A 22629-nucleotide genomic window follows, 5' to 3' on the forward strand; every position below is an offset into this window, starting at 1 on the left:
AACAAGCTATCGATTCCGATGGTACACTACGCTGATTTTTATGTGTGGAATCGTTGGCGCGGTCCGGTTCGATGGTGCTGGTGTGTCTCGAGCCCGAATCGAGTCAATGGCAAATGCCATCCACCACCGTGGACCAGACGACAACGGTTTCTGGATCGACGGGTCGATCGGGTTCGGTCACCGGCGATTATCGATCATCGATGTTGGTGGCTCACACCAACCGATGCACAGCGTTGACGGCCGATGGACGATCGTCTTCAACGGGGAGATCTTGAATTACCAGGAGCTACGAAAAGCTCTTGATTATCCGTTTCGAACTGCGGGCGACACTGAGACGATTCTCGCCGGTTTGGTCACCCACGGCATCCGTTATGTGGATCAGCTCGTGGGGCAGTTCGCTTTTGCGGCCTTCGATCGGGATACCGGCATAGTTCATCTGGTGCGCGATCGACTGGGTATTTTGCCGCTCTACTTCCGCCGGTCGGGTGACACGCTGCTGATCGGTTCCGAGATCAAGGCGATTCTGGCCGGAATGGATGAGGCGCCGTCTGTTGACCGCGAGAGCTTGGGTGCCTACCTCTACGGCCGGTCCGTTCCCGCACCTTTCACTCTCTTTGACGGTATCCGAAAGCTTGAAGCTGCTCACCGCGCAGAAGTGAGACCAGACGGCTCAATTACCGAACAGTTGTATTGGGCGCCCCCGGAGCAAGACGCCGAATTGTGGACGCCTTCGGCTGCTGTTGACGCGGTCGACCAGATGGTTACCGAGGCCGTACGTTCGGCACTCGTCGCTGATGTTCCCGTAGGCGCCTATCTCAGCGGTGGCGTGGACAGCAGCCTCATCGTCGCGAAAGCCGCTGCGCTTCACGGCGGCGGGAGATTGAAGACGTTCTCCGCAGGGTTCGGCGACCCTCGCAATGACGAGCTGCCGTTTGCCCGCCAGGTGAGCGAACATGTCGGCACAGACCACCATGAGGTGCAGGTGGATGCCCGCGATTTCGAATCACTCTGGCCGACACTCACGTGGCATCGTGACGCACCGATGTCTGAACCTGCCGACTTTGCTGTCTACCGTCTGGCCCAGGCCGCACGGGAGCACGTGACGGTCGTTCTCTCGGGAGAAGGGGGCGACGAGCTCTTTGCTGGCTACCCGAAGTATCGGGCCGCACGGGCGATGGCGGCAGCATCCGTTCTTCCGGGCGATTTCCGCCGCATTGTGGGGGAGGGGATCGATCGTCATTTGCCAGCACGACTGGCGCGCGCGCGGATCGGGCTGCGCGTCTGGGCCACGCCGGAACGCGATGAGCAGTTTCGTACGTGGTTTGCGCCCTTCTCTGCTCGGGAGCGAGCCCAACTGCTTAGTGGCGTTTCTTCGCGACCGACTTCGCTGGCGGTCGCTGGACGCGGTGTCGATCCTGTCCGGGCGATGCTTCTGGCAGATTTGCGCAACTGGCTGCCAGATAATCTGCTCGAACGAGGCGATCGGATGTCGATGGCCGCGTCTTTAGAACTGCGGCCTCCGCTGCTAGATCATCGCCTTGTCGATCTCGCCTTCCGCCTGCCGTCGTCGGTGAAGCTGCGTTCAGGCCAGACCAAATGGGTACTCAAAGAGGTTGCGCGTCGATATCTTCCCGCGAGCATTGTTGATCGCCGCAAGGTTGGTTTTCGGGTTCCGCTCGACACATGGTTCCGTTCATCATTGCGCGATTCGGTGCGCGAACGTCTGACGGGAACTGGCTCCTTCGTTGCGGAGACTTTCGACAGGGCGACCATTCGCGATCTGCTCGATCGCCACGACAGCGGAACTTTCAATGAAGAGAGCAGGATCTGGACCCTCATGTCGCTCGAGGTATGGCACGAAACATTCTTCGGGCCGGCCAAGCATCAGTCCAGTTGACGTGAACTGGTGTCGCGTTCCCAACGTTCTTTAGTGCGAGAGGTGCGGGCGCGAATACGTCCAACGGCGATGACGGTGACATACACGATGACGTCACCGAGTCGGTTCGGGGAACGACGCACGAGTGCCTTCAAATCGCCGAGTTGCCCGCGCTGCCCGGAGGAGAGTCCGTCGGCTGCCTCAGCGACCTCGGATTGAGTGCGGTAGCTGCGCCGCAGAATGCGCAGCAAATCGGCCGTGCGGCGTGGAGTTGTCACAATTACCGGGTCGGTGGGCACGATCGTGATCTCATCTGTTGAGTAGAGACTGTCGATGAATAGATCGTCAGAAATGAGGTCGGGGAATTCATCAAAACGGGCTCGTCCCGTTTCAGAAAGGGCGTAGCATCCCGCACCCCAGAGGGCCGATGAGATTGACGGAAGTTCAGCGCGAACCCGATACCACGAGCGAACGATCCACGTCGCTCGTGAGGAGTCGAAGGCGTGCGGGGGGCGCCCGGCGACAGCTCCGCTCGAGAGGGCATCGATGACGTCTCGTGCCGCGCGGCTGCTCAGAACGACGTCAGCGTCCAGATAGATGCGAGGGCCGCGTATGGCATGCCGATCTCCTTCGCGCAGCGCCGCAATCTTCGACGCCACCGCGATGTCGACGACTTTCACTCCGGTGTACTCTGCGGCGATCTGTGCTGTTCGATCGGTGCAACCGTTGCTGACGACTACGACGTGGATGTTCTGCTTTTCTCCCGCGTCGGAGAGGGCGTCGAGCGTGCGGCCGATGACCGCCTCCTCGTTGTGAGCGGCGATGATGATTGTGCCCGGATTCATCGCGGCCCTCCCGGGAGCTGGGCGCGGGTGCGTCGAGAAAGGAGCGCTCGGACAGCAGCGCGAGCACCGGGCTGATGAGGGCGGAGCAGGTTGCGCCCCAAGAGAATGAGCCCAAAAACGCTCGACGCAACCGGGCCGTGCCACTTGCGGAAGTAGCGCAACTTGTTGACTTCTAACAGAGCGTCAAGTTGAGGGGAGGAGCCCGATCCGCCGGCGCGATGTTCGACGACGGCGCGGGGCTCGAACTCGATTCTGCCGCCGCGTGCGCGTATCCTTCGTGCGTAATCTGTCTCTTCGGAGTACATAAAAAACAGCGTGTCATCCCAATCGCCCAGGGTGTCCGCAGCATCAGTGTGGATAGCCAAGGCCGCCCCCGTTGCCCACTCGATGGGGCGTGGGTGAGAGTAGGATCGCGGATCGCGAACGGTTTCACTAAACGCCTGAGGCCGGCCGGCCCACGAATCTCCAAACAGGGCGTCGCCGATCGCGGCCACAATCGATGGTTCTTGGCGCAGCGAGTTCTGGCGGCTTCCGTCTGAGGCGACGATGAGCGGCACGGCTGCCTCCGCTCCGCCGGCGAGAGTATTTCCCAGAGCCTGCAGAGATCCGGGATGCAACGTCAGGTCGGGATTGAGAAAGACCGTAAATCGAGACAGCGGCGCGTGAGCCCGGCCAAGGTTGAGCCCACCGGAATACCCGAGATTTGCCCCTGCCTCGATAACGCTCACGTGATCGTTGTGCGGCAGCAGGGGAGCCAGCGGTTCATGCGGGGCATTGTTGACGATCGTGGCATGCCACGTCGCCCCCGCAGCGGCGGCGTCTGCCGAAGCAATCAACCCCGCAAGATCATCGGAACTGAAGTACGACACGACGACGATCGAGAAGTCGATCATCGTCGTTACCTCTTTCTCAATGATTCCAGAGGGCCTCTTAGCGAGATGAGTATAATCGGTAAGGCAGCTGTGTGCACGCTCCGAAGGAGGGAAGTGTGACCGTTCTCGACATCCTGAAGGCCGCCCTCCGGCGTTGGTATGTCCTGCTGCTCGTGCTGGTCTTAACGGGATTTCTGACGGCAACCTTTTTCCGAGACAGCGGCGCCTTCGCTACGCGCACAGCCGTGACCTTCACTCTTCCGGCACGAACCACTTTGATGGCGAACAGCGGTAGCGACGATTCGAGCGTGATTGCGTTCGCTGGCGCGATTGCTGCCGAAATTAACCTTGGCAAGCCTGCCCTGACCTATTCAACCGTGGACGCGCCTTACTACGGTGCCGGAGTTCGCCAGGGAATTCTCGTTTCCCTTCGAAATGAAGGAAACCAGTGGGTCGCCAGCTATCCCTCAGCAACGATCGAGATTCAGATCGTTGGGCGTTCTCGCGAGTGGGTGCAGACGCAACAGCAGGAGCTGCTCACAAAAATTGCGGACGTCACCGATGCCCAGCAGCGCACCGTAGTTCCCGCTGTTGCGGACCGGATCACGGCAACAGTCGAACCGACGAGCACTCAGATTGATGAGATCACGCCCACACGCACGACGGAGTACCTCGCGGTCGCAGCGATGGCTTTAGCGGGCGTCATTGTGGGCACCTGGTCTGCCGTGGGGGTCGACCAGCTGGTTCTGCGCCTTTCGACATCTAGACGAAATCGGGCGCTGCGCCGAGTGCCTACTGCCATGGGAAGGATTGCCAGATGAACTTTGCCGACACACTTCGAGGGTTGGCGCGTCGGTGGTACATCACCGTCCCCGGCTTTGTGCTCGCCATAATTCTTGCGATCTTTACCTTCACCACGGTTGAGCCGGGCTACGAGCGCACGGCGACACAGCTGCTTCTGCCAGGGGAGGGCACAATTCCGACGGGCGCGACGAACCCGTTCCTTTTTCTCGGAGGGCTCACCCAATCCGCCGACGTCTTAGTTCGATCGCTGAACTCCGAAGAGGTAGTGGGAATGGTTGTCGAGGAGTACCCGGGGACCGAGATCGCTGTCTCAAAGGATCCAAGTACCTCTGGTCCAATCATCCTGATCACGGTAACGGCGACGAGCGACGCAAATGCGGCCGCCGCCCTGACGGATATTTTGAGCCGGTCTTCTGGTGTCCTCAGTCGTTTGCAGACCGAGCAGAGAGTGAAAACGGTTGATCGCATTCAGATCTCCACGTTGACTCACGACCAGTCGAGCTCGCTTCAGCAACGGAATCGTCTCGCTGCTACGGCTGGCGTCGGTGCTGGCATTGTGATGCTCACGGTTCTCGCCGCGAGCCTGATGGAAGGGCTGTCTCGCCGTGGGCGTCATCGTGCAACAAATGACTGGCAGGATGACGAAGAGGACGAAGAAGACGAAGACGAAGGCGAAGACGAAATTGCGAACGACGATGCCGATCGCAGTCGACAAACCGCATTCCAGCCGCCCCGCCTGTCCGGACGCGGCCGAGTAGCTGGACGTGACCGCGCCGGAGTCAGATTACCGATCAAAGGTGGAGTAAGCACGAGCAGTGATCTGCCGGCGTGGCCCGTAAAATACCCAGTCGAATGAGTGTCGGCGACCCGCCGCGGAGGCCCACAGCCATAAACACGCGGGCGGTGAATCGAGGGCGCGGGGTTGGCGCTGCCACAATGCTCACCGTCTACATCGTGCTTCTCCTGGCGTGGCCGTCATTCGTGACAATCACTCGGCTGGGGAGCCTGGGCCGCCCTTCCCTCATCTGGGGACTCTTTCTGCTGTTCTGGTGGGTGTTAAGCCGGCTTCAGGCCCGCCCGAGCGAGGTGAAATCAGTCCCGCAGCCCGTTCGCTATGCCGTCGTTGCGCTGGTGGTCGTTGCGCTGGTGAGTTTTGCCGCCGCGATGTTACGGGGACAGCCAGCCGATCAGATCAGTCCAGCGATGACGGCACTGTTTAGGCTCGCCTCGTGGGCCGGAGTGTTCTTCGTAGCCATGGACGGGGTCCGCACGCATGCGGATGCAGCCAAGCTGGTGCGTCGTCTGGGGGTCGGTGCCGCAGTGTTGGCGGCCTTGGGGCTCGCACAATTCGCAACCGGTCAAACGCTTCTCGACTGGACAACCGGCATTCCGGGATTGACGGTCGACATTGAGGGCGTCGCAACACGCGGGCCGTTTACCCGGGCCGCCGGAACGGCGATTCACCCCTTGGAATATGCGACAGCCGTTGTTGCGAGTCTTCCCTTGGTGATTGCTGCTGCCGCCAGCGGCGGATTTCGATCCCGTCCGTCACGCAACGCCGGATGGTGGTGGGCCGCGGTTGCCGTCATCACGATCGCGTCCGTGATTGCGGTGTCTCGATCGGCAATCATCGGTCTCGCCGTCGCCGTCATATTCGCGCTCCCTGCTGTTCCTTCCGTCTTTCGTTGGGTTATCGGAGTGGGCGGTGGGATTCTTGCGCTCGTAGTTCTCGCTGCCGTGCCTGGTTTGTTGGGAACAATCGTCGCGCTGTTCGCGGGAGCATCAGACGACGCCAGCACTCAGTCGAGAGTGGGGGCGCTATCGCGTGTGCCGGAGTTCATTTCCTCGTCGCCACTGATCGGTCAAGGTTTTGGAACATTCCTCCCGCGGTATTACATCTTCGATAACGCTTGGGTGCTTCTCTTGGTTGAGCTGGGTTTCATTGGTGCGCTGTGCTTCGCACTGCTCGTGGTCTTTGCCGTTGGCAGCGCCTACTGGGCAAGTAAGAAATCTCCGTTCACGAACACTAAAGCGATGAGCAAAGCGATCGCCGCGTCAATGATCACGATTGCCGTTCTTATGATCTTCTTCGATGGACTTTCGTTCACGATTTCGGCGGGTTTGCTCTTTTTCATGGCGGGGATGGCAGCGGCCATGCGCAGGGTTGCCTTCGCCCAGTCCGAGCAACACGAGAAGATGAAAACTGCGCCCCGAACGAGTTCTTCAGGCGTACCGCGAATCGCACACCGGCCGGAAGTCTCCGATGGCTAAGCGTTCAGGGCGCATCCGAAGCTGGGCGATCGTTAGCCTTGCCGTCTACGCAGTTGCAGCCTTTGGCGTTCTCTTAGCGCCGGTCTCGTATGGCAACATCATCGACTCGATTTGGGAGATGCTGCGAGGGTCGGTAGGAATCACTTTCGGCGCGGGCTGGATTGAATTCGCCGCAAATATCGCGTTGTTCGTGCCTCTGGGGTTTTTGCTGACGATTCTGTTGAGGAATCCCTGGTTCGGCATAATGCTGGGCATTGCGGTGTCCATTGGTGTCGAGATCGCCCAGTTTATGATTCCGGATCGGCAGCCCACGATGCGCGACATAGTCTCCAACGCGTTTGGCGCCGGAGCGGGGGCGTTGCTCGGATGGCTGATCGTAGTGCGCCGGGAGCGCAACGCGGGTAAAGTCACTCGGTGACGACGCTTTCCTCCACCGTCGGCGGGCTACTGTTCAGGGGCGCACCACCGAGGGCGACCACGCGTGCGGGATGAACAGGAGGGGAGCGCCTGAACCGTCGGCGGGCAGACTCCACACATCGCTGTCGCCCACGACGTCGGGGCGGGGGAGGCCATAGAGCACCGTCGCATCGTCGAGCCACTCGACTTGATCATCTACGCTGCGTTCCTCGGCCAGCACGGTCTCAGCCATTGTCGTCAGATCGAGCACCGCGATGCGCCAGTCCGGTGAATTGAGCGTGCCTATGTTCTTCTTGAACGCCACCCTGCTGCGGTCCGGTGAGAGGGATGGGCATTCCGCATTGCCGCGCACCGAGGTGAGGGTCTTGTCCACGAGGTCTCCGTAGACAAGCCAAGTCGAACCAGCGCTGGCTGCCGTCGCGTAGAAGTGGCGGTCATCATCGGCGAAGGTCACTCCCCAGATGTTGCGATCGGCGGCCGTCACTTGCTCGCCATCCACGAGGAGGGTGAAATTCTCGATATTGCCATAGCTCTCGCCGGAAGACGTCGCGATTATCGTCTCGGTGGCGAAGCCCACTCCGGCATAAGAGATGCCTGTCACGAAGGAGGTCTCGGCCACTAAGTGCGAGTTTGCGGAGATCCGGGTACGGCTGGGCACTCCGGGCAGCGACCAGCTTTGCGCGTGCGCGCCGGTGTCGTCGATCTGGAGGGCGGTCCAGGTAGTCAGGATGCCGGCATCCGTCGTGAGGCACATCGTGAGAGTGGAGGTGGAATAGACGCGATCGCAGAGTTGCGAGGAGAGGGAGCGAATGCCGCTCGCATCGTCGAGGGGCACGCTCGCCACCTTGCCGTAGTCCGCCCCGGCGGCGGTATTGCGAAACTCGATTCGGTCTCCCGCGAACTCGGTCACCGGGATCACCGCGACCGAACTCGGCGCTGTCAGCGCTGTCTGCGACCGCAGGTAGGCGAGAGTGCCGAACACGATTACGACGATCAGTGCTGCCGCTGAGATTGCGCTCAACAGGACGATGCGCTGCCGGGAAGTCATACGTCAGCCCGATACGGTCGGGCACCACGCAGAATGATCGCGACGATGGGGATCACGATCGCGATGGCGATCGATACCAGCGTCATCGCTGATTCGCGTCCGATTGCGAACCACAGGATGCCGAACCCGGCCGCTGAGACAAATCGTGAGAGTGCCACAACGGTTTGTGCGGCGGCGATCGAGGTAGCCCGGGTGTCTACGGTGGTGAATTGGGTGGCAAGCACGGCAAGGAGGCCGTCGGTTGCCGCGTAGAACCCGCCAAGCAGCACGAGGCAGAGGATCGTGATGGCGGCGCCGGTAACGGGGAGCGATGCTGAGATGTAGGCGGCGAGGAGTAACACGTGGCCGAGCACAAAGGTGCGCGCGCGGCCGAAGCGGTCGGCGAGTTTGCCGATCGGCACCGCGAAGATCAAAAAGGCCACGTTGGTGCCCACGTACAGCAGGGGAAAGTATTGTGCCGCAAACGAGCTGCGGTCTTGAAGCACGAGGTAGATGAAGCCGTCGCCGATCGTCAGGATCCCCAGCAGGCCAGCCACGAGAAGCAGGCGCTTGAGCCCCGGATTGTTGAGTTCACGCCAGCGAATGCGGCGACGATTTTTGCGGGGTTCCACGCTGGTTGCGCGCGGCTCGATGCGGGCGCGCGAACCTCGGTTCGGCACGATGATTCCGAGAACGGCAACGCCGACGAGAGCGAATGCGAGTGACACGACAAACACAGTGCTGTACCCGTTCGGAATCAATAAAAGGATGACGAACGCAAGCAGCGGTCCGATCGCGGCCCCGGTGTTGTCGAGGGCGCGGTGCACGCCGAATGATGCGGCGAGATTCTTGGGTTGCGATGCGGCGGTGATGAGAGAGTCGCGGGGAGCAGTCCGGATGCCTTTGCCCAGTCGGTCGACGGTCAAGACGGCGGCTAGCGCTCCGAAGCTAGTCGCGAAAAGCAGAACGATGCGAGCAATGGCCGACAGACCGTACCCAAAGAAGGCAACCCACTTTGGTTGGTCCCCGCGATCGGCGGCCCAGCCTGCGCCGATTCTCACGATGGCGCTGACGCCCTGGTACAGCCCGTCGAGCACGCCATACGCCACCGTCGAGAGCCCGAGTATGCCGGTGACATAGAGCGGGAGAATGGCAGACACCGACTCTGTCGAGATGTCGGTGAGCATGCTGACAACGCCCAACGAGATGACGACGGATGAGACGCCATTGGCAGCTTTCGTCCCTGTCGGAGTGCCTTCAGGACCCTCAGGCTCCTCAGGTTCCTCGGGCCTATTGGTCAGGGAGATGTACACGGTGTTAGCTCGGGCCCGCGGTGAAGAGCGCGAAGATGGTAAAGCGCGTTATGGCGCCGTCGGTTTGGGTGGCCACGACAATGCTGTCGGCTCCGCTTGACCAGGTGGTGGCCCGAGTGTCGGGTGCTGCCGGCGTCTCCGCGCCCTGGAGCTCTAGGGCGCTGAAGACATCCTGGAAGTAGCTCTGCACCTCGTCCTCCGAGCGGGAAGATGACGCGACTACTGTCACCTGCATGCGGTCGCCCTCGGTAGTGATCGCACTGCTTGTCACCTCCGTTCCCGGCGGTAGCGAGATGATGGAGGTGGGGAATCCGGTCACCAGTTTGCCGTTGGCGCTCGCCGACTCTGGCAGCGGCCCGCTAATGAGCGGTGATGTTTCGATACCCAGCTGAGGAGTCGTCGGTGTGGCCGTTGGCGGGGGAATCTCGGAGCCGACTACCCGCGTAGTCGTCGGTGCGGGTTCCGCGATCTGCGCCGAATTGTCCGTAGCCAAAAATATCGCGATCGCCGCGACAGCGAGCAACACCAGAACACCGGTGAGGATGAACGGGAGTCGCTGCCGCGTGATCTGTTTCATGGGCCCGCGTCGACCTTCACCAGTTCTCCGCTGGCTTCGCGATACCGCTCGCCGGTGAGCGGGCAGCGAAAGTCTTCGCCCTCGGGCACCAGACGAGCACCCGCGCGGCCTACCCAGCCGATCTGGCGGGCGGGGCTTCCCGCGACGAGTGCGAAGGCAGGCACATCCTTTGTGACGGTGGCTCCAGCAGCGACTAAAGCCCACTGGCCGATTTCAACGGGTGCGATGCAGACCGCGCGCGCTCCGATGGCGGCGCCGGTGCGCACTGTTACGCCAACCGCTGGCCAATCGTCGCCCAACTTTCGTGATCCGTCTGGGTTGATCGCGCGGGGGTAGAGGTCATTGGTGAACACCACGGCGGGCCCGACGAAGACGCCATCTTCGAGAATCGCTGGCTCATAGATAAGCGCATAGTTCTGAATTTTGCAGTTGCGGCCCAAGACGACTCCGGGCCCTATATACGCTCCTCGGCCGAGACTCGAGCCTTCGCCGATGACCGCATTTTCACGGACATGCGCGAGTTGCCAGACCACAACGCCGGGATCAAGGCGCGCTCCCTCATCCACCTGTGCGGTGCCAGCGATGCGTGGGGCGGGTTGAGGTGACAAGGTGTGCCTGTCGGGTCGGCGGGTATCAACTCTCACCGGGAGGGTGCAGCGGTGACGCCCATCCGCGATGGAATCGAGAATTCCATGAATGCTAGCGTATTCGCATTCCCCTCGACGGGGAAGTGGCCCAGTCGGGTGACCTCACGAAAGGTGCGGCTTGGCATGGATGATTACCTGGTGATTGGCGCTGGACTCGTCGGTCTGGCTACTGCTCGGGCAATCCTTGAGAAGGCGCCGGGTGCTCGTATCACTGTGCTCGACAAGGCGGCGGATGTCGCGACTGCACAGAGTGGGCACAACTCGGGCGTCATCCACGCCGGTATTTACTACGCGCCGGGATCGCTCAAGGCCGAGCTCTGTCGTCAGGGACGGATTGAGACTGTCGAGTTCTGTGAACGCTACGACATCCCGTACTCGCTGGTCGGCAAGCTCATCGTCGCGACGGACCAGACTTCGAAGGGACGGCTCGACGATTTGGAGCGCCGCTCGATCGAGAACGGGATTGTCGTTGAGCGGATCGGCGCCGGCGGTCTTGCCGAGCTCGAGCCGAACGTGCAGGGGGTGGATGCGCTGCTCTCGCCAACGACGGGCATCGTTGACTACCGCCGTATCGCTTCAGCGATGCGCGATGAGCTCGAAGCCGCGGGCGTCACGCTGCGGTTCACTGCGGAGGTGACGTCGATTGTCGAGGAAGAGGGGATTGATGGCGGTGCGGTGCGGGTAGGCGCGGCGGACGGTGGTGAGTGGGTTGCGCGGCGACTGGTTGCCTGTGCCGGGCTGCAGGCCGATCGCATTGCGAGGATCGCCAGCATCCCTATCGATTTCCGAATCGTCCCGTTCCGGGGCGAGTACTTTGAGCTCCCCGCAGATCGTCACGATTTCGTGAGACACCTCATTTACCCGGTGCCGGATCCCTCGATGCCGTTCCTCGGGGTGCACATCAGCCCGACGATCGATGGCCGCGTCACGGTCGGCCCGAACGCGGTGCTTGGTTGGGCTCGTGAGGGCTACCCGCGCGGTTCAGTGCGGCCGTTGGATGTTGTCGATTTCGCGTCGTATGTCGGCTTCTGGCGGATGGCGGCGCACAACCTGCGTCCGGCGGCTATCGAGATGAGGAACTCGCTCTTCACCTCTGGGTACCTGCGTGAATGCCAGAAGTACGCGTCGGCCCTTACTCTGAACGATCTTGGCACGCGCTCAGCCGGTATTCGCGCTCAGGCTGTTCGCCGCGATGGTTCGTTCATTGAGGACTTTCAGCTTGAGAGCACTGCTCGGCAAATTCATGTCGGTAATGCGCCATCGCCGGCGGCGACTTCATCGATCCCGATCGGCCGAATGATCGCCACTCGCCTTCTCGGCGGGCCACGCTAGCGCCACGAAATCATCGGAAAATCCCGAGAATTCGGGCGTCTTTCGAGTGTCAGAGGTTATCCATAGGCTGTGGAAAAGTCCGTGAACTTATCCACAACTGTGGAGGACACGCCCACTACATCTAGGGTTGGCGGCCTGCGGTACCCACGATATATAGTGGTGTAACCGCTTCACAGGGGGTCGCGGATTTGTTAGTTTTACGGGGATATAGGGAGTTTTTGTGGCAATTACAGTCGTCAAGCGCAACGGTCAGCGAGAGCCGTACGACGCAAACAAGATCAACCTCGCAATTGAAGATGCGGCCACTGGTCTCGACGACAACATCACGTGGTCACCCAGATCGCCTCCGAGCTCGAACTGACGCTGTTTGATGGCATCACGACGCAGCAGCTCGACGAAGCCGTGATCCAAGTTGCGCTCCAGAACGTTAAAGACGACCCAGCTTTCGACACTGTCGCTGCCCGTCTTCTTCTCAAGACGATCTACAAGCGTGTGCTCGGCGACTACACCGACAACGCTGACCTCAAGCGCCTACACAAAGAGCACTTTGGCCCCAACATCATTCGTGGTGTTGAAGAAGGCCTGCTCGACCCTCGCCTCACCAGCATGTTCGACTTGGACGCTCTCGCCGAGCACCTTGAGCCCGCTCACGATGAGCTGCTCAAGTACATCGGTGTTGTCACCCTCAACAACCGCTATGGCATCAAGGGCCGCAACGGCGACGCCCTCGAGGTTCCGCAGTACTTCTGGATGCGCATCGCGATGGGCCTCTCGCTCAACGAGGCGAACCCCAACGAGGCAGCCCTCAAGTTCTACGAAAAAATGTCCAGCCTGGAATACTTGGCTGCCGGCTCCACTCTCGTGAACGCGGGAACGATCTACCCCCAGCTCGCCAACTGCTTCGTCATGGAAATGCAAGACGACATGGAGCACATCGCCAAGACGACGCGCGATGTCATGTGGCTCACCAAGGGCACCGGCGGAATCGGCCTCTCGGTCACCAAGCTGCGCGCTCAGGGTTCGCCCATCCGCTCGAACAACACCACCTCCACCGGCCCCATCCCCTTCATGCACACGATCGACTCGATCCTTCGTGCGGTCAGCCGCGGTGGCAAGAAGTTCGGCGCGCTGTGCTTCTACATGGAGAACTGGCACATGGACTTCCCGGAGTTCCTCGAACTCCGCAGCAACTCTGGTGACCCTTACCGCCGCACCCGCACCGCCAACACGGCCGTCTGGATCAGCGACGAGTTCATGAAGCGCGTTCAGAACGACGACTCCTGGTACCTCTTCGACCCGCTCGAAGTCACTGACCTCAACGAGCTGTACGGCCAGGCGTTCTCGAAGCGCTACAACGAATATGTTGCGATGGCGGATGCCGGCGAAATGCACATGTTCAAGAAGATCGGTGCTCGCGAGCAGTTCAAGTCGATCCTCATCTCGTTGCAAACGTCGAGCCACCCGTGGTTGACCTTCAAAGACACGATCAACAACCGTGCGCTCAACAACAACACGGGCACGATCCACCTCTCCAACCTCTGCACCGAGATCACGCTCCCGCAAGACGAAGACAACGTCTCCGTCTGCAACCTCGCCTCGATCAACCTGTCGCGTCACCTTCTGCCCGAAGGCGGAGTGGACTTCGTGAAGATCGCCGAGAGCGCCAAACTGGCCGTTCGCCAGCTCGACAACCTCATTGACATCACCCGCTCCAGCGTGAAAGAAGCAGACTTCTCCAACGAGCAAAACCGCGCGGTCGGCCTTGGCGTTATGGGCTTCACCGACATCATCGAGAAGCTCGGCTTCAGCTACGAGAGCGAAGAGGCCTACGACCTCATCGACGAAATCATGGAGCACGTCTCCTACGCGGCGATCGATGCCAGCACCGAGCTCGCCAAAGAGCGCGGTTCGTACACGAACTTCGAAGGCAGCCGTTGGTCAGAGGGTCTCGTGCCGCTCGACTCCATCGCGCTCACCGAACAAGACCGTGGCATGGAAATCAAGGTCAACCGCAAGACGCGGCTTGACTGGGATGCCATGCGCGAGAAGGTCAAGGGTGGAATGCGTAACGCAACGCTCATGGCGATCGCTCCCACCGCATCCATTGGTCTCGTTGCCGGTACCACTCCCGGCCTCGACCCCCAGTTCTCCCAGATCTTCAGCCGCTCGACCTCGAACGGCAAGTTCCTTGAAGTGAACCGCAACCTTGTTGCGACTCTTCAGGAGCACGGCCTCTGGGAGCAGAACCGCGAAGCGATCCTGCGAAGCCAGGGCGACATCCAAAACGTTGCCGGCATCCCCGACGACATCAAGGCAGTATTCAAGACGAGCTTCCAGCTCTCGCCGTACTCATTCCTTGAGGTTGCTGCCCGGGCCCAGAAGTGGATCGACCAGGCCATCAGCCGCAACATGTACCTCGAGACGCGTGACCTCGGCGACATGATGGACATCTACCATGATGCGTGGTCTCGCGGAGTCAAGACCACCTACTACCTGCACATGAAGCCCCGCCACCAAGCGGAGCAGTCCACCGTGAAGGTCAACAAGTCAGAAGAAATTTCGTCGGGCAAGGCAGCAACTGCCACGGCCGGCTCAACCACTACGGGATCAGCCCCCGCACCCGCCCGCCGAGGTTTCGGCGGATTCGCAAAGAAAGCAGACTCATAATGAACCGCGAAAACACCATCGACGACTACTTCGTGCCGGTGGATCCCATGGACGACCTGCAGTGCGATAGCTGCCAGTAATGGGAATTCTAGGAACGGGCCTACAAGACGGCCTTCTGCTGAAGCCCATTAAGTACCAATGGGCCATGGACCTGTATGACCAGGCCGTTGCTAACACCTGGTTCCCTAACGAGATCCAGCTGGGCGAAGACATCGCCGACTTCAAGAAGATGACTGATGAAGAGCGTCACGCCGTGACCTTCCTCATGAGCTACTTCAACCCGAACGAGTTGCTCGTCAACAAGGCCTTGGCCTTTGGTGTGTACCCCTACGTTTCGGCCGCAGAATGCTCGCTCTACTTGGCGAAGCAAATGTGGGAAGAAGCGAACCACTGCATGAGCTTCGAGTACGTGCTCGAAACTTTCCCCATCGACCGTGAAGCGGCCTACAACTCTCACGTTGACGTTCCTTCGATGGCGCGCAAAGAAGAGTTCGAAATGAAGTACATCCGTCGCATGACGGAGCAAACTCTCGACATCAACACCATCGAGGGCAAGCAGGACTTCATCCGCAACCTCGTTGCCTACAACGTGGTGCTCGAAGGCATCTGGTTCTACTCGGGATTCATGGTTGCTCTATCGTTCCGTCAGCGCAACCTGCTGCGCAACTTCGGTTCGCTCATGGACTGGGTTGTTCGCGACGAAAGCTTGCACCTCAAGTTCGGCATCAACCTGATTCTCACGGTGATGGAAGAGAACCCAGAGATTCTGACGGAAGAGTTTGCTGACGAAATCCGTCAGATGATTCTGGATGCTGTGGAAATGGAAGAGGCCTACAACCACGACCTTCTCCCCGGCGGCATCCTCGGCCTCAACGCCAACTACATCAACCAGTACGTCAAGTACTTGGCTGATCGCCGTCTTGAGGAGCTCGGATTCGACGCGCACTACAAGGTGTCGAATCCGGCGAAGTGGATGGCAACAGCCAACGACACTCTCGAGCTCGTGAACTTCTTCGAGTCGACCAACACCTCGTACGAGGCCAACGCGTCGGCAACGACCAAAGCCAAAGTCGAGTGAACCTGACCGTTGCGCGGGTCGACTGGTTCGACCCGCGGGCGGTCGAGCAGCGAGCGGCGATGGATGAAGAGACGGGCGCAATGTACGCCGGCCGTCAAGCTGCTCTTGATGATGTGGGGCGCACCGCAGTTAATGCTGCGTTGACGGTCTCTGCTGACGACATCAGCCACACGCTGTTAGTGCTCGATGGCGACAGAGTGATCGGGCATGCGGCTCTTCGCCCGTTTGAACAATCGCTCGAGGTAAAAAAGGTATTTATCGATTCCCGTCACCGTGGCAAAGGTGCAGCGCGTCGTCTGATGATCGAGCTAGAGAACGTTGCTCGCGAATCGAAAGCGCACTCTTTGATCTTGCAGACGGGCAACCTTCAAACTCCGGCGATGGCGCTCTATGAGAGTCTCGGCTATGAACGTATCGATGTTTTCGGTGCCTACGCCGCGATCCCATTCAGCGTCTGTTACGAGAAAAATTTGTCAACCGTTCAGGTGGGCAATCTAAGCTGAACCAGATGGGGGATACCCCTCATCGACTCGATCCGAAACAATTGCACTGTGAGACTTTTTCGGCGGCGCCCGCGCCTTAATCTGGGCAAATTTAGGGCGCCCGAGCCTGTCGAAGAGGCGCCAATTGAGCGTGTCGTCGAAGAGGGCGTGCTCATCGCCCGCAACGCCGTGCGCATGGCCGTCAAGAACCGAATCATTGTGGATGCCGCCCGTGATCACCTCGACTACGACGACGGTGCCCTTGCTGGCCTTGTTCACGTCGAGTTCGATCAGCTGGCCGAACAGGCGGAACGTTTGCTTCGGGCATCCCACACGCAACGCAACCGCGCTGTGCAAGAGGGACTCGCTGAAGGACTGCGCCAAGCATCCATGGATGGCGAACTGATCTCCGGCATTATTGATGAGGCTCGCGAGCTCGCCTGGAGTGAAATTGGCACCGCCATCATCGCGAAACTTCGCGTGGCGTACCTCCCGTTGGAAGACCCCTCCTATGACGCTCAACGCAAGCGCCGGCTGCGTGAGTTACGAACCATTAACTTTGCTGAACTTGAGGCTGCGGCGCAGGGCGAGTACTAGCCCGCACGGGCGTAAAGTGGAGCAAAAGCAGCATTCCGACGTGTGCAGCACATATCCGCCGCATTGATCGCAGTCTCGCAGTCAGGCGGCGCGAGTGGGCGAAAAATTGCGCGCACCCGAAGGTAGGCTGCCTAGGTCGACGTTTCAACGAGGTGCGTCCTGCGGGATTCCTGCCTCGTCAATGGCGACCACATTCACTTGGATAAAGAGAAGGTTGGATCATGAAAATCAATTTCGCGCTGCCAGTATTGGTCGTTGCTACGGCCCTGATGCTGTCGGGTTGTGTGACAACAGCACACCAAGCACCGATACCGGTGGAGACAAGGTTGAGGTTGGCACTGATGCTGCTGCCATTGCTCTGCTCCCGGCCGACATCAAAGACGCTGGCGTACTCGTCATCGGAATTGATCCGACCTACGCCCCCAACGAGTACAAAGACGACGCCGGTAACCCCATCGGCTGGGAAGTTGACCTCGGCAACGCGATGGCGGCCAAGCTCGGTCTCGAGACCCAGTACCAGCCCTCCAGCTTCGACAAGATCATCCCGAGCGTTACGGGTGGCAGCTATGACATCGGGCTTTCTTCGTTCACTGACAACGAAGAGCGCGAGAAGGTTGTCGACTTCGTCAACTACTACGAGGCCGGCATCCAGTGGGCACAATTGATCGGCGTCGATGTTGACCCCGCCAACGGCTGTGGCCTTACTGTTGCTGTGCAGACTGCAACCTACGAAGAGACCGATGAGCTTCCCGCGAAGTCGCAGGAGTGCACCGATGCTGGCAAAGAGCCCATCGACATCCTCAAGTTCGACACTCAAGACGAAGCAACCAACGCTCTCGCCCTGGGTCGTGCAGACGCGATGAGCGCCGACTCACCCATCACGCAGTACGCCGTGAGCCAGGTCGAAGACAAGATTGAGCTTGCGGGCGACTCGTTCGACACCGCACCGTACGGCATCGCCGTGCAGAAGGATTCAGAGCTCTCCGCGGCCCTCCAGGCGGCCCTCCAGTCGATGATCGATGATGGCACTTACAAGGCGATCCTCGAAGACTGGGGCGTCTTCAGCGGTGCTGTCTCGTCGATCACCATCAACGCGGCAACCACCAGCTAGTAGATGACTGTGTCAGACTCTGGCCGTTCGGCGACACCCGCAAGCGTGTCGCCGCACGGCGCTGACCAAGCTGAGGCGATCAAAGCAATTCGCCTTCGCCACCCGTGGCGCAACGTCGTCGCGGTCGTCCTCATGGCCATGCTTGTTCTCTTTGTCATCGATGCTTCGCAGCGCGAAGCGTATGGCTGGGAGAACTTCGGCAAATACATCTTCGACATGCGAATCTCGCAGGCCGCCGGCTACACGATCCTTCTGACCGTGTACTCGATGATCATCGCGATCATTTTGGGTGTCACCCTGGCGGTGATGCGGCTCTCGGACAACCCCGTTGTTAAGGGCATTGCGTGGTTATACCTCTGGGTCTTCCGCGGAACTCCTGTTTACGTGCAGCTCGTGTTCTGGGGTCTCTTCGCCACGATCTACTCCACGATCGACGTGGGAATTCCCTTCACCGAGCCGTGGCTCTCCGTGGAAACCAACGACCTCATCAGCGTATTCTGGCTTGCCGTCATTGGGCTCGCGCTCAACGAGTCTGCCTACATGGCCGAGATCGTGCGTGCCGGAATCCTCTCGGTTGATAAGGGACAAGACGAGGCGGCAACGGCCCTCGGAATGTCGTGGCTGCAGACGATGACACGCGTCGTCATCCCGCAGGCCATGCGCATCATCATTCCACCAACCGGCAACGAAGTAATTTCGATGCTGAAGACCACTTCGCTGGTCACCGCGATTCCGTTCAGTTTGGAACTCTACGGACGCTCGCGCGACATCTCCGTAGTGATCTTCGACCCGATCCCGCTGCTGCTCGTGGCCTCCGCCTGGTACCTGCTCTTCACCTCGATTCTGATGGTGGGCCAGTACTTCCTGGAAAAGCGCTTCTCGCGCGGGGTCGGCCAAGCACGTCCCGAAAAGACGGGCACCGAGACCGGAGTGATCACGCTCAAGACCGGAGTCATCGAGACCCCGGGTGCGGCATCCGCCACTGACGACTCCAGTACCGATCCGACAGGAAAGGAGCACCAATGATGAACGCAGCTGTCAGCGACGTACCCATGGTGCATGCCGACCGTGTGTCGAAGAGCTTCGGCTCTAACGAGGTGCTCAAGAGCATTTCCCTGTCAGTTCCTCAGGGCGAAGTGATGTGCCTTGTTGGGCCCAGCGGCTCGGGTAAGTCAACATTCCTGAGGTGTATCAACCATCTTGAACGAGTGGATGCTGGGCGACTCAGCGTCGACGGCGTCTTGGTGGGCTACGAAGAACGCGGCGACAGACTCTATGAGCTCAAGCCACGAGAAGCAGCCCGTCAGCGCCGCGATATCGGCATGGTATTTCAGCGCTTCAATCTGTTCCCGCACATGACAGCTCTGGAAAACATCATTGAGGCGCCCATCCGCGTCAACAAGGTGAAGAAAGAAGCGGCCATCGCGCACGGCAGGGAACTGCTGGCCCAGGTTGGGCTTGCGGAAAAAGAGGATGCCTACCCGGCCCACCTCTCCGGTGGTCAGCAGCAGCGAGTGGCAATCGCCCGCGCGCTAGCCATGAAGCCCAAGCTCATGCTGTTCGATGAACCAACCTCCGCGCTTGACCCCGAACTGGTCGGTGAAGTGCTCGACGTCATGAAGGGTCTCGCCGATTCCGGCATGACCATGATTGTTGTCACCCACGAAATGGGCTTCGCCCGCGAAGTTGCTGATCAACTCGTCTTCATGGATGGCGGCGTTGTCGTGGAGTCGGGTGACCCCGACGAAGTGCTCGGCAACCCCCAGCACCAACGCACGAAGGCGTTCCTCTCGAAGGTTCTCTAATTCGGAAACCGCCGGTCAATCCGGGTGCCTCCGCTAGCGCGGTTGCATCCGGATTGCGCCGTCGAGACGAATAACCTCGCCGTTGAGCATGGGGTTTTCGACAATGTGCTGCACGAGAGCCGCATACTCCTCAGGCCGTCCGAGCCGTGACGGATGTGGCACCTGCGCGCCGAGCGAATCTTGTGCCTCCTGCGGCAACCCTGCCATCATTGGCGTCTGAAAAATACCCGGAGCGATCGTCATTACGCGCACCAACGAACGCGCGAATTCGCGTGCCAACGGCAACGTCATTCCCGCTACGCCCGCCTTCGACGCCGCATAGGCTGGCTGACCGATCTGGCCATCAAACGCTGCGACGGATGCCGTATTCACGATCACGCCCCGTTCACCATCAATCGGCTCAGTCTCCACCATCGCCGCAGCGGCCAAGCGGATCACATTGAACGTGCCCGTCAGGTTGATGCCAATAACGGTCGCGAAGGTGTCTAGCGGCAGCACACCATCACGGCCAAGAGCCTTACCCGGGGTGGCGACCCCGGCACAGTTCACGACAATGCGCAGCGGCCCGGTAGAGCTGGCGAGCTCGACGGCAGTCTGAACGTCTACTTCTGAGCGTACATCGGTGGGGGAGAATCGGAAGCCGTGTTCGGCGGCGATCTCGATTCCACGCGAGCTGGGCAGGTCGGCGATCGTAACTTGGGCCCCTTGCGCGGCGAGGGCGCGGGCGGTGGCTAGGCCGAGACCGCTGGCGCCGCCGGTGATGAGTGCTGCGGCATCCTGAATTTTCATGCAAGCCTTTCGATGAGTGTTGCGTTTGCCATGCCGCCACCTTCGCACATGACCTGCAGCCCGTAGCGGCCGCGGGTGGCATCAAGCTGATTGACGAGAGTGGTAAGCAGTCGGGTGCCGGAGGAGCCGAGGGCATGACCCAGAGCGATGGCGCCGCCGCGCGGATTCACGATGGCGGGGTCGACGGGAAACTCTTGCAGCCAGGCCAGCGGCACTGACGCGAATGCTTCATTCACTTCGATGCTGTCGAGCTGATCGAGCCGGATGCCGCTGCGTTCCAACACGCGGTGGGTCGCGGGGATGATCCCGGTTAGCATCTCGATGGGGTCGGAGCCGACCACCGCAAAAGAGTGGAACCGTGCGCGAGGCGTGAGTCCGAGTGCTGCCGCGCGTTCTTCGCTCATGATGAGCACAGCGGAGGCAGCGTCGGTGAGCGGTGACGAGTTGCCGGCCGTCACACGCCACCCGATTTCCGGAAAGCGTGCCGCAATTTCTTCGTCGAAAAATGCTGGAGGGAGCCCCGAAAGTTTCTCAGCGGTGGTTCCCGGGCGGATCGTCTCATCGCGGCGCAAGTCGCCGATCGGAAGAATTTCGTCGGTGAAATCGGCGAGAGCGGCGCGCGCGTGGGAGACCGCGGCAAAAACGTCGAGGTCATCACGATCGAGGTTCCACCGCGCGGCGATCAACTCCGCAGAGATGCCCTGATTGACGAGGCCAGCGGGGTAACGCTCGCGCAGCAACGGGCTCATCATGCTTTCACCGAGCGTTGCCTGCCCAATGGGGTGTGAACTCATCAGTTCGACACCGCACGCGATCACAACATCGTTAACCCCCGCCATCACAGACTGCGCCGCAAAGTGTGCTGCCTGTTGGCTAGAACCACACTGCCGGTCGATGGTTGTTGCCGGAATCGACTCTGGCAACCCGGCAGCGAGCACCGCATTGCGGGCAATATTTATTGCCTGTTGGCCCGACTGTGTGACACAGCCGGCTATAACATCGTCGATGATTGTGGGGTCTAGATCGTGTCGGTCGAGCAGACTGCGCAGCACCCTCGCCAGTAGATCTACCGGGTGCTCGCCCGAAAGCGCTCCCCCTGATTTTCCCCGGCCCGAAGGCGTACGAATAGCGTCGACAATGACTGCTGTTGTCATAGCTCAAGACTAATCGCGCGGGTAGGTACGCGATAGAGGTGTGACGGTGTGTGGCCTAGGCCGGTTCAACGCCAAACGCACGGGCAAGCTTGTCAATCTTCTGGGCGCGGCCCAAGCGGGGAAGGTCGCTGCCGTCGCGGATGACGCGGCCACGAGCTTCGAAGTCTTCTAAGAATTCGCGAGCCCACGCAACATCGGAACGGGTCGGGCTGATGACCTCGTTGATGATCGGAAGTTGTTCGATGTCGAGGCACAGCTTGCCCGTCATGCCGAGAGACACCGCCATTCCGCCCTGTTCCCGCAGAACGGGGTGGTTCGTGCCGACAGTGGGGCCGTCGATAGGGCCGGGGAGGTTGCCGACGCGGCTGGCGATAACCAAGCGCGAGCGGGGATAAGCCATGGCGAGGTCGTCGGCACTGGTGCCAGTATCGCGACGATAGTCGCCACTGCCGAAAGCAAGACGGTACGCACCACGAGCACGTGCGATCGAGACCGCTTCTTCAATGCCGAGTGCAGACTCAACGAGAGCGATCACGGGCGTGATCCCTTTGAGGCGGTCAAAAGTTTCGGAGACATGAGCTGCTGCCTCAGCCTTGGCCAGCATGACGCCGCGCAGACCAGGGAGGCCGGCGAGAGCATCCACATCGTCCGACCAAAAATCGGAAGCGCGGTCGTTGATGCGCACCCAACCGCTGCCGCCATTGCTCAACCACTCGACGACCGAATCGCGAGCGGAAGACTTGAGGCGCGGGTCAACAGCATCCTCAACATCGAGGATGATCTGGTCAGCACGTGACTGTTCAGCACGATCAAACTCTTCAGGCCGAGTTGCCGCGACTAGAAGCCAGGATCGGGCGATCTCTGCGGAAACGTCGTGAGTGGTCGGGCGATCGGTGTTGCTTTCAGACACGCGTGAGCTGCTTTCTTTCAGAAGAGAGGTCACATTTTCGTGCCACTCGCAGCCT

21 protein-coding genes and 1 pseudogene are annotated in these 22629 nt (G+C 60.3%); 13 read left to right on the forward strand and 9 right to left on the reverse strand.

Annotated features, from left to right (window positions below; all coding sequences use genetic code 11):
• The first annotated feature begins 40 nt into the window (after nucleotides 1-40).
• Nucleotides 41-1897 carry an asparagine synthase (glutamine-hydrolyzing) gene (asnB, locus tag ON14_RS13155; RefSeq protein WP_010205782.1) on the forward strand — a complete coding sequence of 619 codons (1857 nt, stop codon included), beginning with the start codon at nucleotides 41-43 and terminating at the stop codon, nucleotides 1895-1897.
• Here asnB and ON14_RS13160 read toward each other — a convergent pair.
• Nucleotides 1885-2721: a glycosyltransferase gene (locus tag ON14_RS13160; protein WP_010205783.1), complete on the reverse strand. Its 837-nt coding sequence runs from the start codon at nucleotides 2719-2721 to the stop codon at nucleotides 1885-1887. The genes asnB and ON14_RS13160 overlap by 13 nt on opposite strands.
• Nucleotides 2718-3614, reverse strand: coding sequence for a glycosyltransferase family 2 protein (locus tag ON14_RS13165; RefSeq protein ID WP_010205785.1), 897 nt, complete (start codon nucleotides 3612-3614; stop codon nucleotides 2718-2720). The genes ON14_RS13160 and ON14_RS13165 overlap by 4 nt, the downstream gene beginning before the upstream one ends.
• Nucleotides 3615-3709: 95 nt before the next feature.
• Between ON14_RS13165 and ON14_RS13170 the strand changes: the two genes are divergently transcribed.
• Genes ON14_RS13170 through ON14_RS15285 form a run of 4 tightly spaced genes read left to right on the forward strand, consistent with a single transcriptional unit; the run spans nucleotide 3710 to nucleotide 7086 of the window.
• On the forward strand, nucleotides 3710-4414 hold the full coding sequence (locus tag ON14_RS13170; RefSeq protein WP_010205786.1) for a hypothetical protein: 705 nt from the start codon (nucleotides 3710-3712) through the stop codon (nucleotides 4412-4414).
• Nucleotides 4411-5253 (forward strand): hypothetical protein, encoded by an 843-nt coding sequence (locus tag ON14_RS13175; RefSeq protein WP_010205788.1) that lies wholly within the window; start codon nucleotides 4411-4413, stop codon nucleotides 5251-5253. The genes ON14_RS13170 and ON14_RS13175 overlap by 4 nt, the downstream gene beginning before the upstream one ends.
• Nucleotides 5254-5300: 47 nt before the next feature.
• Nucleotides 5301-6668, forward strand: a complete 1368-nt coding sequence (locus ON14_RS13180; protein ID WP_158000095.1) for an O-antigen ligase family protein — start codon at nucleotides 5301-5303, stop codon at nucleotides 6666-6668.
• Nucleotides 6661-7086, forward strand: coding sequence for a VanZ family protein (locus ON14_RS15285; RefSeq protein ID WP_010205790.1), 426 nt, complete (start codon nucleotides 6661-6663; stop codon nucleotides 7084-7086). Before ON14_RS13180 ends, ON14_RS15285 begins: the two co-directional genes overlap by 8 nt.
• A 33-nt stretch (nucleotides 7087-7119) precedes the next feature.
• Here the strand turns inward: ON14_RS15285 and ON14_RS13190 are convergent, their stop codons facing one another.
• The 4 genes from ON14_RS13190 to ON14_RS13205 are packed head-to-tail and all read right to left on the reverse strand — an operon-like array spanning nucleotide 7120 to nucleotide 10610.
• Nucleotides 7120-8133 carry a hypothetical protein gene (locus ON14_RS13190; RefSeq protein ID WP_010205791.1) on the reverse strand — a complete coding sequence of 338 codons (1014 nt, stop codon included), beginning with the start codon at nucleotides 8131-8133 and terminating at the stop codon, nucleotides 7120-7122.
• Nucleotides 8130-9425: an MFS transporter gene (locus ON14_RS13195; protein ID WP_010205794.1), complete on the reverse strand. Its 1296-nt coding sequence runs from the start codon at nucleotides 9423-9425 to the stop codon at nucleotides 8130-8132. Before ON14_RS13195 ends, ON14_RS13190 begins: the two co-directional genes overlap by 4 nt.
• Before the next feature lie 4 nt (nucleotides 9426-9429).
• Entirely contained in the window at nucleotides 9430-10002 is a 573-nt protein-coding gene (locus tag ON14_RS13200; RefSeq protein WP_010205795.1) for a hypothetical protein, read from the reverse strand.
• Complete coding sequence (locus ON14_RS13205) at nucleotides 9999-10610, reverse strand: acyltransferase (protein ID WP_141630071.1); 612 nt, start codon at nucleotides 10608-10610, stop codon at nucleotides 9999-10001. Before ON14_RS13205 ends, ON14_RS13200 begins: the two co-directional genes overlap by 4 nt.
• Before the next feature lie 162 nt (nucleotides 10611-10772).
• Between ON14_RS13205 and lhgO the strand changes: the two genes are divergently transcribed.
• From lhgO to ON14_RS13250, 8 genes and pseudogenes are all read left to right on the forward strand, one after another.
• Nucleotides 10773-11981, forward strand: coding sequence for an L-2-hydroxyglutarate oxidase (gene lhgO / locus ON14_RS13210; RefSeq protein WP_010205797.1), 1209 nt, complete (start codon nucleotides 10773-10775; stop codon nucleotides 11979-11981).
• A 220-nt stretch (nucleotides 11982-12201) separates the two neighbouring features.
• Nucleotides 12202-14648 (forward strand): annotated as a pseudogene (locus ON14_RS13215) (ribonucleoside-diphosphate reductase subunit alpha).
• Nucleotides 14649-14727: 79 nt separating this feature from the next.
• Nucleotides 14728-15726, forward strand: a complete 999-nt coding sequence (locus tag ON14_RS13225; RefSeq protein ID WP_010205803.1) for a ribonucleotide-diphosphate reductase subunit beta — start codon at nucleotides 14728-14730, stop codon at nucleotides 15724-15726.
• Nucleotides 15723-16229, forward strand: a complete 507-nt coding sequence (locus tag ON14_RS13230) for a GNAT family N-acetyltransferase (protein ID WP_010205804.1) — start codon at nucleotides 15723-15725, stop codon at nucleotides 16227-16229. The genes ON14_RS13225 and ON14_RS13230 overlap by 4 nt, the downstream gene beginning before the upstream one ends.
• A 48-nt stretch (nucleotides 16230-16277) precedes the next feature.
• Nucleotides 16278-16805, forward strand: coding sequence for a hypothetical protein (locus ON14_RS13235; protein ID WP_202800967.1), 528 nt, complete (start codon nucleotides 16278-16280; stop codon nucleotides 16803-16805).
• A gap of 214 nt (nucleotides 16806-17019) precedes the next feature.
• Nucleotides 17020-17916, forward strand: a complete 897-nt coding sequence (locus tag ON14_RS13240) for an ABC transporter substrate-binding protein (RefSeq protein WP_010205806.1) — start codon at nucleotides 17020-17022, stop codon at nucleotides 17914-17916.
• A 3-nt stretch (nucleotides 17917-17919) separates the two neighbouring features.
• On the forward strand, nucleotides 17920-18942 hold the full coding sequence (locus tag ON14_RS13245) for an amino acid ABC transporter permease (RefSeq protein WP_026037739.1): 1023 nt from the start codon (nucleotides 17920-17922) through the stop codon (nucleotides 18940-18942).
• Nucleotides 18942-19721: an amino acid ABC transporter ATP-binding protein gene (locus ON14_RS13250; RefSeq protein WP_158000102.1), complete on the forward strand. Its 780-nt coding sequence runs from the start codon at nucleotides 18942-18944 to the stop codon at nucleotides 19719-19721. The genes ON14_RS13245 and ON14_RS13250 overlap by 1 nt, the downstream gene beginning before the upstream one ends.
• 33 nt (nucleotides 19722-19754) lie before the next feature.
• On the opposite strand, the gene ON14_RS13255 is transcribed toward ON14_RS13250, so the two are convergent.
• Genes ON14_RS13255 through ON14_RS13265 form a run of 3 tightly spaced genes read right to left on the reverse strand, consistent with a single transcriptional unit; the run spans nucleotide 19755 to nucleotide 22574 of the window.
• The gene (locus tag ON14_RS13255; RefSeq protein WP_010205810.1) at nucleotides 19755-20510 is read right to left on the reverse strand and encodes a 3-hydroxyacyl-CoA dehydrogenase; all 756 of its coding nucleotides are present in this window, start codon (nucleotides 20508-20510) and stop codon (nucleotides 19755-19757) included.
• Complete coding sequence (locus ON14_RS13260; RefSeq protein WP_010205811.1) at nucleotides 20507-21664, reverse strand: thiolase family protein; 1158 nt, start codon at nucleotides 21662-21664, stop codon at nucleotides 20507-20509. Before ON14_RS13260 ends, ON14_RS13255 begins: the two co-directional genes overlap by 4 nt.
• A gap of 55 nt (nucleotides 21665-21719) precedes the next feature.
• Nucleotides 21720-22574, reverse strand: coding sequence for an HpcH/HpaI aldolase/citrate lyase family protein (locus tag ON14_RS13265; protein WP_010205812.1), 855 nt, complete (start codon nucleotides 22572-22574; stop codon nucleotides 21720-21722).
• Between the last annotated feature and the right edge of the window lie 55 nt (nucleotides 22575-22629).

It is taken from the genome of Salinibacterium sp. PAMC 21357 (assembly GCF_000247645.1).
Classification (GTDB): Bacteria; Actinomycetota; Actinomycetes; order Actinomycetales; family Microbacteriaceae; genus Rhodoglobus.